Below are 11360 nucleotides of genomic sequence, written 5' to 3'. Positions count from 1 at the left end.
TATCAAATGATGCAGATCCTGCACTCTCGCCCCCGTCCATCCGTGTCTACCACAAGCCTTACCCGTCTCATTCAGTCCGCCACTCTGGCCGTCGGCTGCGTGCTGTTCGCTTCCCAACTGTCCGCCGCCGAACCCAAGCGTCCAGAATGCATCGCCCCGGCAGCGCCTGGTGGCGGCTTCGACCTAACCTGCAAGCTGGCCCAAAGCGCACTGGTCAACGAGAAAATCCTGACCAAACCCATGCGCGTGACCTACATGCCCGGCGGCGTCGGCGCAGTAGCCTACAACGCCGTGGTCGCCCAGCGCCCTGCCGATGCTGGCACCCTGATCGCGTGGTCCAGCGGTTCGCTGCTCAACCTGGCCCAGGGCAAGTTCGGTCGTTTCGATGAAAACGCCGTGCGCTGGCTGGCCGCCGTCGGCACCAGCTATGGCGCCATCGCCGTGAAAAGCGACTCGCCGTACAAAAACCTCGACGATCTGGTCAAGGCCCTGAAAGCCGATCCGAGTAAAGTCGTGATCGGTTCCGGTGGCACCGTCGGCAGCCAGGACTGGATGCAGACCGCCCTGATCGCCAAGGCCGCCGGGATCAACCCGCGTGACCTGCGCTACGTCGCCCTCGAAGGCGGCGGCGAGATCGTCACCGCCCTGCTCGGTGGTCACATCCAGGTTGGCAGCACCGACATTTCCGACTCCATGCCGCACATTCTCAGCGGTGACATGCGTCTGCTCGCGGTGTTCTCCGAGAAGCGCCTGGAAGAACCGGAAATGAAGAACATTCCTACCGCCAAGGAACAGGGGTACGACATCGTCTGGCCTGTGGTTCGCGGCTTCTACCTCGGCCCGAAAGTGACCGACGAAGAGTACGACTGGTGGAAGGCTTCGTTCGACAAGCTGCTGGCTTCGGAAGACTTCGCCAAGCTGCGCGACCAGCGTGAACTGTTCCCCTTCGCCATGACCGGCCAGGAACTGGACACCTACGTCAAGAAACAGGTCGCCGAGTACAAGAGCCTGGCCAAGGAATTTGGTCTGATCCAATAACGGCGCAGAACCCTTGTGGGACCGGCTTTAGCCGGGAAGAAGCATTCCCGGCTGAAGCCGGTCCCACATGAGTGTTTATTTTGCGGCAGCGCGGTGCTTCATACCGTGCAACCGGAGTTCCCCACATGATCCTGCAAAGAATCTTCACCGGCGCCCTGCTGCTGGTGTGCATCGCCCTGGCCGTCATGGCCTGGCCCTACAAAGCGTCGTTTTCCTACGAACCCGTCGGCCCGCGGGCCTTCCCCTTGCTGATGCTGGGGTTGATGGGCCTGGCGCTGCTGTACCAGCTGATTCGCCCGACGCCCATCGTCCACAGCGAAGACGAACCGGCACTGGACCGCGAGACCCTGATCAAAATCAGCGTCTGCGTCGTCCTGCTGCTGGTTTTCGCCGGCCTGTTCGAACCCCTTGGCTTCATTCTCAGCAGCATCCTGATCGGCATCCCGATGGCCCGTCTGTATGGCGGCAAATGGCTGGCGAGCACGGTCGTGGTGATCTTCATGAGCGTTGCCCTGTACCTGCTGTTCGACAAAGCCATGGATGTTCCATTGCCCCTGGGCATGCTCGAATTCCTGGAGAATTAATGTGGATACTTTCGGTTATCTCGGCCAAGGCTTCGGCGTTGCGCTGACCCCTTACAACCTCATCACCGCACTGTGCGGCACCCTGATCGGCACCGTCGTCGGCCTGCTGCCGGGCCTTGGCCCGATCAACGGCGTGGCCCTGCTGATCCCCATTGCCTTCGCCCTGGGCCTGCCACCTGAATCAGCTCTGATCCTGCTTTCAGCGGTCTATCTGGGCTGCGAATATGGTGGCCGGATCAGCTCGATCCTGCTGAACATTCCCGGCGAAGCTTCCACAGTCATGACCACCCTGGACGGCTACCCAATGGCCCGTCAGGGGCTGGCAGGCGTGGCCCTGTCGCTGTCGGCCTGGAGTTCGTTCATCGGCGCGCTCATCGCCACTTGCGGCATGGTCCTGTTCGCGCCGCTGCTGGCGAAATGGGCGATTGCCTTCGGTCCGGCGGAATATTTCGTACTGATGGTATTCGCCATTGTCTGCCTTGGCGGCATGGCCGGTAATCGTCCGCTGAAGACCTTCATCGCGGCGTTGATCGGCCTGTTTCTGTCGAGTATCGGCATCGACGCCAACAGCGGCGTCTATCGTTTCACCGGCGACAGCGTGCACTTGGCCGACGGCATTCAATTCGTCGTACTGGTACTGGGCTTGTTCTCCATCAGCGAAATCCTGCTGTTGCTGGAGAAAACCCACCACGGCCAGGAAGCGGTCAAGGCTACCGGGCGCATGATGTTCAACATCAAGGAAGCGTCTTCGGTATTCGTGGTCAACCTGCGCTGCGGCCTGCTCGGCTTCATCATGGGCGTATTGCCAGGGGCCGGCGCAACGCTGGCCAGTGCCGTGGCCTACATGACAGAGAAACGCCTCGCGGGTAAATCCGGCAAATTCGGCCAGGGCGACATGCGCGGCCTCGCCGCCCCGGAAACCGCCATCGGCGGCGCGGCCTGTGGTGCTCTGGTGCCGATGCTGACCCTGGGCGTTCCGGGTTCCGGCACCACCGCAGTGATGATCGGCGCCCTGTCGCTGTACAACATCACGCCCGGCCCGCTGCTGTTCCAGCAACAGCCAGATATCGTCTGGGGCCTGATCGCCTCGTTGTTCATCGCCAACGTTATGCTAGTGATCCTCAACATCCCGATGATCCGCGTCTTCACCCGCATCCTCGCCGTGCCGAACTGGGCACTGGTGCCAGTCATCGCGATCATCACCGGGATCGGTGTCTACGCCGTGCACGCCACCACGTTCGACCTGTTCATGATGGTTGGCATCGGCATCTTCGGTTACATCCTGCGCAAGCTGGACTTCCCGCTGTCGCCGATCTTGCTGGGCTTTATCCTTGGCGGCCTGATGGAGCAGAATCTGCGTCGCGCGCTGTCGATCTCCAACGGTGCGCTGGAAATTCTCTGGTCCAGCCCGATCACCCTGAGCGTCTGGGTACTGACGGCCATCATGTTGCTGATGCCAGTGGTGCGTATCTGGCGTCGGCGTTCGGCAAAGGCAGGCGATGCGTTGAATAATGTCTGACAGGCCACTCAAGCTTTGGCTGGCCACTCCTCTGGTCGGCCTGGCGGGCGGTTATCTCGCCAGCCAAGTCGGCTGGCCACTGCCCTGGATGATCGGCTCGTTACTGGCGATCATCCTTGTGCGCTGCCTGACGCCCTGGCAACTGGCGGAAATCCCCGGCGGTCGCAAATGCGGACAATGGATCGTCGGCATCGGTATCGGCCTGCATTTCACCCCCGTGGTGATGGAGCAGGTGCTGGCCCACTTCGGCCTGATTTTCTTCGGCGCGCTGGTGACCAGCGTTTCCAGCGTGGTCGGCGTCTGGTTGATGCGCCGCACCGGTGAGGACCGCGCCACGGCGTTCTTTTCCAGCATGCCAGGTGGTTCGGGGGAGATGGTCAACCTCGGCGCACGCAACGGCGCACAACTGAGCAGCGTCGCGGCGGCCCAGAGCCTGAGGGTACTGGCCGTGGTCCTGTGCGTGCCGGCCATCTTCAAATACTTGCTGGGCGATGGCGCACCGAACCCGCAAACGGGCACGGTGGATTGGGCCTGGCTGGTGCTGCTGTTCCCGGCAGGCGCCTTGCTGGCCTGGGGCTGGCAACGCCTGAAACAACCCAACCCCTGGCTGTTCGGCCCGCTGTTGCTAAGTGCCGCAGTCAGTATTGCCTGGAACCTGCACATTGCTCTGCCACCGGGCGGTAGCCAGATTGGCCAGTGGCTGATCGGCAGCGGCCTCGGCTGCCACTTCAACCGCTCGTTCTTCCGCCGTGCGCCGTCGTTCATGGCCCGCACCCTGCTGGGCACCGCGCTGACCATGATCATTGCCACCCTCGCCGCCCTGGCGTTGAGCGCCATGACCCATCTGGATCTGCGCTCACTGACCCTGGGCATGATGCCGGGCGGCATTGCCGAAATGAGCCTCACGGCCGAGGTGCTGCAATTGTCGGTGCCACTGGTGACGGCGATGCAGGTCATGCGCCTGCTGTTCGTGCTGTTTCTCGCCGAGCCGCTGTTTCGTTACTGGGATCGCGAACCGGGCTGATGACTCAGACCGGCGGCAAGCGCCAGTCAATCGGCGTCATGCCGTTCTGTTCCAGATAGGTGTTGGCCCGGCTGAAATGCCCGCAACCGAGGAAGCCCTTATAGGCCGACAGCGGTGACGGGTGTACCGACGTCAAGACCAGATGTTTGGTAGGGTCAACCAGCTTGCGCTTGCCTTGGGCATGGGCGCCCCACAGCAGGAATACCAGGTGCGGCTGGTGGGCGCTGACGACCTCTATCACTTTGTCAGTGAAGTGCTGCCAACCGCGACCGGCATGGGACGCGGCATTGGCGCGCTCGACAGTCAGCGTCGTGTTGAGCATCAACACGCCCTGATCGGCCCAGGATTGCAGGTGGCCGTGACTGGGGATGTCGATATTCAGGTCGCGCTTGAGCTCTTTATAGATATTGACCAGCGAAGGCGGCGCAGGCACCCCCGGCTGCACCGAGAAGCACAGGCCGTGAGCCTGGCCTGGGCCGTGATACGGGTCCTGACCGAGGATCACCACCTTGACCTGATCCAGCGGCGTGGAATTGAGCGCGTTGAAAATCAGCGGCCCCGGCGGATAGATTTCCTTGCCCGCAGCGTGCTCCTGGCGCAGAAATTCGCGCAACTCAGCCATGTAAGGTTTGTCGAACTCCTCACGCAGTGCGTGCTTCCAGCTGGGTTCGAGTTTGATACGGTCGTCGCTGGTCATGGTGGCATCCCTGAAACAATGGGCGCACCCTAGAAAACACAGACGCCAATGTCAAATGCCCGGCAACAAAGCAGTCATTTCCTACACTCAGATGCAAATAGCCCGTTCGCTTTCGGTTATCTGTATCGTTTCGATGAGGTCACGATGAATCTGCAATTCGAGGAAATACCCACTCAGGACGATGCCCGCATCGGCATCGCCACCCTGGACGCCGAGCAATCGCTCAATGCCCTGTCCCTGCCCATGCTGATCACCCTTCAGGAACGTCTGGACCAGTGGGCCAGCGATCCGCAAATCGTCTGTGTACTGCTGCGCGGCAACGGCGCCAAGGCCTTCTGCGCCGGCGGCGATGTGCGCAGCCTGATCCAGGCCGGTCGTACTCATCCCGGCGAAGTCCCACCTCTGGCCGCGCATTTTTTCGCAGCGGAATACCGTCTGGACTACAGCCTGCACATCTACCCCAAGCCGCTGTTCTGTTGGGGCCACGGCTATGTCCTGGGCGGCGGCATGGGCCTGCTGCAAGGCGCCAATGTACGTATCGTCACTCCGAGCAGCCGCCTGGGCATGCCGGAAATCAGTATCGGCCTGTATCCGGATGTCGGCGCCAGCTGGTTCCTCTCGCGCCTGCCCGGCAAACTGGGCCTGTTCCTCGGCCTGACCGGCGCCCTGATCAACGCCAAGGACGCCCTGGACCTGGGCCTGGCCGACCGTTTTATGCTCGACGAGCAACAGGACGCGCTGATCGACGGCCTGCAACAACTGAACTGGCAGGAGCAGACCGACATTCAGCTCAACAGCCTGCTCAAGGCCCTGCAACAGGAAGCCGTCGGCCACCTGCCCGCCGCGCAATGGCTGCCTCGTCGTGAGCGTCTGGATGCTTGCCTGGACGTGGGCAACCTGCTCGGCGCCTGGAATGCCATCAGCCTGCTGCAACACAGCGACGACCCGCTGCTGGTCAAGGCCGGTAAAACCCTGTTCGACGGCTGCCCGCTGACAGCTCATCTGGTTTGGGAACAAATCGCCCGGGCCCGCAACAAATCCCTGGCCGAAGTGCTGCAGATGGAATACGCCATGAGCCTCAACTGCTGCCGCCACCCCGAATTTGCCGAAGGCGTACGCGCGCGCCTGATCGACAAGGACCATAAGCCCCACTGGCACTGGCCGGAGGTCGGCAGCGTGCCCCAGGCGGTGATCGATGCGCATTTCAGCAAGGCGTGGGAAGGACGGCATCCGTTGGCGGATTTGACCGAGTACTGAAACAAAAAGAGCTGAGGTCCGAAGACACTCAGCTCAATTGATCCGACTGGCAATGGGCCTCAGCGATTCCCGCCCCCCGGCCCACCATGTCCACCGCGCCCCTGATGCCCGGGCCCATCGGACTCATGCCCGCGTCCACTGTAGTTGTCATCGCGAGTGGGCGATGGACGATATTGCGGCGGCGGAGGTGCTGGCGAACGGCCAGGGTTGCCCTGGAAGTGTCCACCGCCTCCGCCACCACCGCCCCAATTGCCACCACCGCCACCACCGCCATTCCAGCCTCGATCAGGACGTGGCTGGTAGTAACGAGGCGGCGGTGGCGCCTGGTAATAACGCGGTCCCGGCGAGTAGTAACGACGTGAAGGCTCTACGTAGATGCGCTCCTGCCGATAAGGGCTGTAATAGCCGCCGTCATAGACTGCGCCGCCATAGACGGGTTGCGAGTAGGTTTCGGATGGGTAGTAGCCGTCTGAGTAGCAACCGGCCAGAGACGAAGCCAGCAAGAAAATAAGCAAGGGTCGTCGATACATGGCGGCCTCCTGGACCGCGATAGAGCACACACCAGCGACGCTGGCGGGCGTTCGCCATAATCTGGCGGACATGAAATAAGACCGGCTAACTGCCATCAAGTGCCACTCACCTAAAACAAAATTTAATAATTCCGACGACCTGCAACGGTGCGCGCGCGCACCAATTCAACGCAATCATCGCCCTTTTTTTATTCTTCCCATCCAGGTGAGGCCCGGAAACCGGTGCTTGCGGCGACTTGGCACAACTCTCGCTTAGCCCTTGGTGTGCAGGAGTCAACACGCTTCGCGGCACCACAATTTGCAATAGCTGACTAGGGTTCCGGCTCGCTTACACAGCGAGTGGCTGGTCCGAGAGTTGGCGACCTCCAGTAGAGGTTACACGGCGGGATAAAAGCCCGGGAGACAGGACACCTGTGGTGTCGCGTTGCTCCTGGCCGCCCCTTTTACTACTGGAGGTACTTCAATGCAAAAGTCCCGTCTGTTCAGCCTCATCACCGCTGGCGTTTTCGCCGCCGTCTGCCTGGGCGCCAATGCCGCCGCCAAGAAAGACTTCAATGTCTGCTGGACCATCTACGCCGGCTGGATGCCTTGGGAATACGCAGGTACCCAGGGAATCGTCGATAAGTGGGCGAAGAAGTACGGCATCACCATCAAAGTCACCCAGCTCAACGACTACGTCGAGTCGATCAACCAGTACACCGCCGGCCAGTTCGATGGCTGCACCATGACCAACATGGACGCCCTGACTATCCCTGCCGCAGGCGGCGTGGACAGCACCGCCCTGGTGGTCAGCGATTTCTCCAACGGTAACGACGGCATCGTCATCAAGGGTAGCGGCAAAAAGGTCGCCGACTTGAAGGGCATGAACGTCAATCTGGTTGAACTGTCGGTTTCCCACTACCTGTTGGCCCGGGCCCTGGACAGCGTCGATCTCACCGAGAAAGACCTGAAAGTGGTCAACACCTCCGACGCCGACATCTCCGCCGCCTTCAACACCGACGACGTCAAGGCCGTGACCACCTGGAACCCGATGCTCGCCGATATCAAGGCCAAGCCCGGCGTGACCGAAGTGTTCGACTCGAGCAAGATCCCCGGCGAGATCATGGACATGATGGTGGTCAACAGTGAAACCCTGAAAGACAACCCGGCCCTGGGCAAAGCCCTGACCGGCGCCTGGTTCGAAGTGGTCGCGCTGATGAACGCCAAGTCGGCTGAGAGCAAGCTTGCGCTTGAGCATATGGCCAAGGCTTCCGGCACTGACCTGGCCGGTTTCCAGTCGCAACTGGACACCACCAAGCTGTTCGCCACGCCTAAAGAAGCCCTGGAGTTCGCCAACAGCGCGCAGTTGCCGAAGACCATGCGCAAGGTCGCCGACTTCTCCTTTGAACACGGCCTGCTCGGCCAGGGTGCCAAGGACTCCAGCGCCATCGGCATGTCTTTCGCCAAGGGTGTGATCGAGGGCGACAAGGCCAACGTCAAGCTGCACTTCGACCCTAGCTACGTGCAGATGGCCGCCGACGGCAAGCTGTAAACCGCGTCCCGGACAAAGGTCTTTGCCATGCGTTTGATAAACCGCCGCCCGGATCGCGCCAGCCGTTTGATTCTGGTGATCCTGCCGTTCGCCCTGTTGCTGTTCGCCTATTTCATGGGCTCGGCCACGCGGCTGACGGAGAACCCCAACGACAAACTGCTGCCCAGTGCCGTGCAAATGACCGACTCGATCAAGCGCATGGCCCTGGTGCCTGACACCCGTACCGGCGAATACCTGTTGTGGGCGGACACTGCGTCCAGCCTGCAACGTCTGGCGATCGGCCTGGGGATCAGCGCGCTGCTGGGCCTGTGCCTGGGTATCGCCTCGGGGGTGTTGCCGCTGTTTGGCGCGCCTCTGTCACCGCTGCTGACGGTGCTGTCCATGGTGCCGCCACTGGCGATTCTGCCGATCCTGTTCATTGTCTTTGGTCTTGGCGAGCTATCGAAGGTGATGCTGATCGTGATCGGCATCACCCCGGTACTGGCCCGGGACCTGGAACAGCGCGCGCGGGAAATCCCGGTGGAACTGCTGATCAAGGCACAGACCCTCGGCGCCTCGACCTGGACCCTGATCCTGCGGGTGGTGCTGCCGCAATTGCTGCCGCGCCTGTTGATCGCGCTGCGTCTGGTACTGGGTTCGGCCTGGCTGTTCCTGATCGCGGCTGAAGCCATTGCTTCCACCGATGGCCTGGGCTACCGGATCTTCCTGGTCCGGCGTTATCTGGCGATGGACGTGATCCTGCCCTACGTGGTGTGGATCACCCTGCTCGCCTGGCTGATGGACTGGGGCCTGAAACTGCTTACGCGCAAGGCTTTCCCCTGGTACGAGGGAGCGCGGCCATGAGCTTTATTTCAGTGAATAACGTGTGGCAACAATACGACGATCAAGTGGTGCTCGAAGGCCTGAACCTGAGCGTGGCCGAGGGTGAGTTCTGCACCCTGGTCGGCGCCTCGGGCTGCGGTAAATCGACCTTTCTGCGCCTGCTGCTGGGCCAGGAAGTACCGAGTCGCGGCAGTATTCTGCTCGACGGCCAGGCCCTGGCCAGCGAGCCGGATGCCAGCCGTGGCGTGGTCTTTCAGCGTTACTCGGTATTCCCCCATCTGTCGGTGCTGGATAACGTCGCCCTGGGCCTGGAACTGCCGCGCTCGGCGCTGCTCGGCCGGCTGTTCGGCAGTGCCAAGCGCGAAGCGCGGGAACAGGCATCGGTGCTGCTGCACAAGGTCGGCCTTGGCCATGCGCTGGACAAGTACCCGTCGCAGCTGTCCGGCGGCATGCAGCAACGTCTGGCCATTGCCCAGGCGCTGATCATGAAGCCGCGCGTGTTGCTGCTCGACGAACCCTTCGGCGCCCTCGACCCCGGTATTCGCAAGGACATGCATGCCCTGCTGCTGGAGCTGTGGCGCGAGACCCGGCTGACCGTGTTCATGGTCACCCACGACCTGTCCGAAGGCTTCAACCTCGGCACGCGCCTGATGGTGTTCGACAAGATCCGCCACGACCCTCACGCACCCGGCGCCTATGGCGCGCGCATCACCTACGACATTCCCCTGAACACCGACCGCCGCGCCGCTCGCGCGGCGATCGAAGCCCTGCAAACGGCTTAAAGGACCTTACACATGACTGCATCAACCACGCTCTTTCCGGTATTCGCCGAAGAATTGCTGCCCGCTGGCGGCCACCGCTCTTTCGTGCTCAAGCGCGGCGAACTGCTGCGCCTGACCGACCTCAACGGCAACGCCAATGTCAGCCTGACAATGCTCAATGCCAACGAAAAAACCGAACGCCTGAACCTGCCCGACAGCCTCAAGTGCCAGCACACCGCCAAGCTCACCAACGGCCACTGTCTGTACTCGGACATGGGCCGCGTCCTCGCCGCCATTACCGCTGATACCTGCGGCTGGAGCGACAGCATTGGTGGTGTGCTGTGCGCCGAAGAAGTCGAGGAAAAATACGGCCAGGGCCGCTATCAGGAACTGCGCAACGGCTTCTTCCGCAACGGCGCCGACAACCTGCTCGTAGAACTGGGCAAATGGGGCCTGGGCCTGTCCGACCTGCTGATGACCCTGAACCTGTTCAGTCGGGTCAACGTCGACGACGCCGGGCTGCTGCATTACGTACCGGACAATTCCAAAGCCGGCGACTATATCGAGCTGTACGCGCCCATGGACACCCTGGTGGTTTTGACCGCCCTGCAACACCCCATGGACCCTAACCCGCAATACGCCCCGCAACCGGTGCAACTGACCTGGATGAAAGCCGACGCCAGCGTCGCTGAACACTGCCGTACTTCGCGCCCGGAAAATGAGCGCGGCTTTATCAACACCGACCGCCTGTTCGCCTGAGGAGCCTTGCCATGATCCATAAATACGCCAATCAGCATGCCGCTTCGCAGATCCTCGCGCCCAAGCTCGCCCGCGCCCCGGTGTACCGCGCCACCATTCCGGCCGGCGAGCCGTGGATGAAAGAGATCAAGGCCGGGCAGACCCTGCGCATCCTCGATCTGGAGGGCAATCAGGCCGTAGACACCCTGTTCTACAGCGCCGCCAATCCGCGTGAACGCTATGACGTGCAACGCACATTGCGCCGCCAGGGCCGGATCTACCTGAGCACCGGCAGCGTGCTGTATTCCAACCTGGGCCACGCCATGCTGACCATCGTCGACGACACCTGCGGTCGCCACGACACCCTCGGCGGCGCCTGCGCCCAGGAGAGCAACACCGTGCGCTACGCCCTGGACAAACGCCACATGCACAGCTGCCGCGATAACTACCTGCGCGCCTGTGCCCATGACGGGCGCCTGGGTAAAGGCGACATCGGGCCGAACATCAACTTCTTCATGAATGTGCCTGTCACCGCCGACGGCGGCCTGACCTTCGAAGACGGCATCTCGGCACCGGGCAAATACGTGGAACTGCGCGCGGAAATGGACGTGATCCTGCTGATCTCCAACTGCCCGCAACTGAACAACCCGTGCAACGGCTACAACCCGACGGCGGCTGAGTTGTTGATTTGGAATTGATCGGCCTCAGCCACCTGTAGAAGCCGACTTGCTGGCGATAGCGATGCAACAGGCTTTAGGTGGGACCGGCTTCAGCCGGGAAAACAATAGGACAGGCGATAGATCCGTATCGATCCTATCTACGCCTTCCCGGCTGAAGCCGGTCCCACATTGTAAAGCCC

Annotated in this window: 12 protein-coding genes and 1 riboswitch; of the genes, 10 read left to right on the top strand and 2 right to left on the bottom strand. The window is 61.8% G+C overall.

Annotated elements, in window-relative coordinates; genetic code table 11:
* Positions 1-6 precede the first annotated feature (6 nt).
* The 4 genes from AC1Z24_RS06170 to AC1Z24_RS06155 all read left to right on the top strand — a co-directional run bounded on the left by AC1Z24_RS06170 (position 7) and on the right by AC1Z24_RS06155 (position 4165).
* Positions 7-1038, top strand: coding sequence for a Bug family tripartite tricarboxylate transporter substrate binding protein (locus AC1Z24_RS06170; RefSeq protein ID WP_483744947.1), 1032 nt, complete (start codon positions 7-9; stop codon positions 1036-1038).
* Positions 1039-1163: 125 nt separating this feature from the next.
* On the top strand, positions 1164-1622 hold the full coding sequence (locus AC1Z24_RS06165; RefSeq protein WP_483744946.1) for a tripartite tricarboxylate transporter TctB family protein: 459 nt from the start codon (positions 1164-1166) through the stop codon (positions 1620-1622).
* Position 1623: 1 nt separating this feature from the next.
* Positions 1624-3141, top strand: a complete 1518-nt coding sequence (locus tag AC1Z24_RS06160) for a tripartite tricarboxylate transporter permease (protein WP_483744945.1) — start codon at positions 1624-1626, stop codon at positions 3139-3141.
* Positions 3134-4165 carry an AbrB family transcriptional regulator gene (locus AC1Z24_RS06155; RefSeq protein WP_483744944.1) on the top strand — a complete coding sequence of 344 codons (1032 nt, stop codon included), beginning with the start codon at positions 3134-3136 and terminating at the stop codon, positions 4163-4165. The genes AC1Z24_RS06160 and AC1Z24_RS06155 overlap by 8 nt, the downstream gene beginning before the upstream one ends.
* Before the next feature lie 4 nt (positions 4166-4169).
* Here AC1Z24_RS06155 and ung read toward each other — a convergent pair whose 3' ends face one another.
* Positions 4170-4862: a uracil-DNA glycosylase gene (gene ung / locus AC1Z24_RS06150; RefSeq protein ID WP_259098588.1), complete on the bottom strand. Its 693-nt coding sequence runs from the start codon at positions 4860-4862 to the stop codon at positions 4170-4172.
* A 144-nt stretch (positions 4863-5006) separates the two neighbouring features.
* On the opposite strand from ung, the gene AC1Z24_RS06145 reads away from it, so the two are divergent.
* On the top strand, positions 5007-6119 hold the full coding sequence (locus tag AC1Z24_RS06145) for an enoyl-CoA hydratase/isomerase family protein (RefSeq protein ID WP_483744943.1): 1113 nt from the start codon (positions 5007-5009) through the stop codon (positions 6117-6119).
* A 59-nt stretch (positions 6120-6178) separates the two neighbouring features.
* Here AC1Z24_RS06145 and AC1Z24_RS06140 read toward each other — a convergent pair whose 3' ends face one another.
* Positions 6179-6649: a hypothetical protein gene (locus tag AC1Z24_RS06140; protein WP_483744942.1), complete on the bottom strand. Its 471-nt coding sequence runs from the start codon at positions 6647-6649 to the stop codon at positions 6179-6181.
* Between the two features lie 300 nt (positions 6650-6949).
* Positions 6950-7053, top strand: a riboswitch (guanidine-I (ykkC/yxkD leader).
* A 59-nt stretch (positions 7054-7112) separates the two neighbouring features.
* Here AC1Z24_RS06140 and AC1Z24_RS06135 point away from each other — a divergent pair.
* The 5 genes from AC1Z24_RS06135 (at position 7113) to AC1Z24_RS06115 (ending at position 11199) form a co-directional block, all read left to right on the top strand.
* Positions 7113-8180, top strand: coding sequence for a putative urea ABC transporter substrate-binding protein (locus tag AC1Z24_RS06135; protein ID WP_483744941.1), 1068 nt, complete (start codon positions 7113-7115; stop codon positions 8178-8180).
* 27 nt (positions 8181-8207) lie between these two features.
* Positions 8208-9023, top strand: a complete 816-nt coding sequence (locus tag AC1Z24_RS06130) for an ABC transporter permease (RefSeq protein ID WP_483744940.1) — start codon at positions 8208-8210, stop codon at positions 9021-9023.
* The gene (locus AC1Z24_RS06125; RefSeq protein ID WP_483744939.1) at positions 9020-9784 is read left to right on the top strand and encodes an ABC transporter ATP-binding protein; all 765 of its coding nucleotides are present in this window, start codon (positions 9020-9022) and stop codon (positions 9782-9784) included. The genes AC1Z24_RS06130 and AC1Z24_RS06125 overlap by 4 nt, the downstream gene beginning before the upstream one ends.
* Before the next feature lie 12 nt (positions 9785-9796).
* Entirely contained in the window at positions 9797-10522 is a 726-nt protein-coding gene (locus AC1Z24_RS06120; protein ID WP_483744938.1) for an urea amidolyase associated protein UAAP1, read from the top strand.
* Between the two features lie 116 nt (positions 10523-10638).
* Complete coding sequence (locus AC1Z24_RS06115; RefSeq protein WP_483746543.1) at positions 10639-11199, top strand: urea amidolyase associated protein UAAP2; 561 nt, start codon at positions 10639-10641, stop codon at positions 11197-11199.
* Positions 11200-11360 lie beyond the last annotated feature (161 nt).

This window comes from Pseudomonas sp. JL23, assembly GCF_056933585.1.
The sequence above is the reverse complement of the archived record's forward strand: the minus strand, read 5'-3'. Positions and strand labels throughout refer to the sequence as shown.

Excerpts from the sequence above, each read along its gene's own strand:
- AC1Z24_RS06170 (WP_483744947.1), top strand. The coding sequence starts at position 7 with ATGATGCAGATCCTGCACTCTCGCCCCCGTCCATCCGTGTCTACCACA.
- AC1Z24_RS06165 (WP_483744946.1), top strand. The coding sequence starts at position 1,164 with ATGATCCTGCAAAGAATCTTCACCGGCGCCCTGCTGCTGGTGTGCATC.
- AC1Z24_RS06155 (WP_483744944.1), top strand. The coding sequence starts at position 3,134 with ATGTCTGACAGGCCACTCAAGCTTTGGCTGGCCACTCCTCTGGTCGGC.
- ung (WP_259098588.1), bottom strand. The coding sequence starts at position 4,862 with ATGACCAGCGACGACCGTATCAAACTCGAACCCAGCTGGAAGCACGCA.
- AC1Z24_RS06145 (WP_483744943.1), top strand. The coding sequence starts at position 5,007 with ATGAATCTGCAATTCGAGGAAATACCCACTCAGGACGATGCCCGCATC.
- AC1Z24_RS06140 (WP_483744942.1), bottom strand. The coding sequence starts at position 6,649 with ATGTATCGACGACCCTTGCTTATTTTCTTGCTGGCTTCGTCTCTGGCC.
- AC1Z24_RS06135 (WP_483744941.1), top strand. The coding sequence starts at position 7,113 with ATGCAAAAGTCCCGTCTGTTCAGCCTCATCACCGCTGGCGTTTTCGCC.
- AC1Z24_RS06130 (WP_483744940.1), top strand. The coding sequence starts at position 8,208 with ATGCGTTTGATAAACCGCCGCCCGGATCGCGCCAGCCGTTTGATTCTG.
- AC1Z24_RS06125 (WP_483744939.1), top strand. The coding sequence starts at position 9,020 with ATGAGCTTTATTTCAGTGAATAACGTGTGGCAACAATACGACGATCAA.
- AC1Z24_RS06120 (WP_483744938.1), top strand. The coding sequence starts at position 9,797 with ATGACTGCATCAACCACGCTCTTTCCGGTATTCGCCGAAGAATTGCTG.
- AC1Z24_RS06115 (WP_483746543.1), top strand. The coding sequence starts at position 10,639 with ATGAAAGAGATCAAGGCCGGGCAGACCCTGCGCATCCTCGATCTGGAG.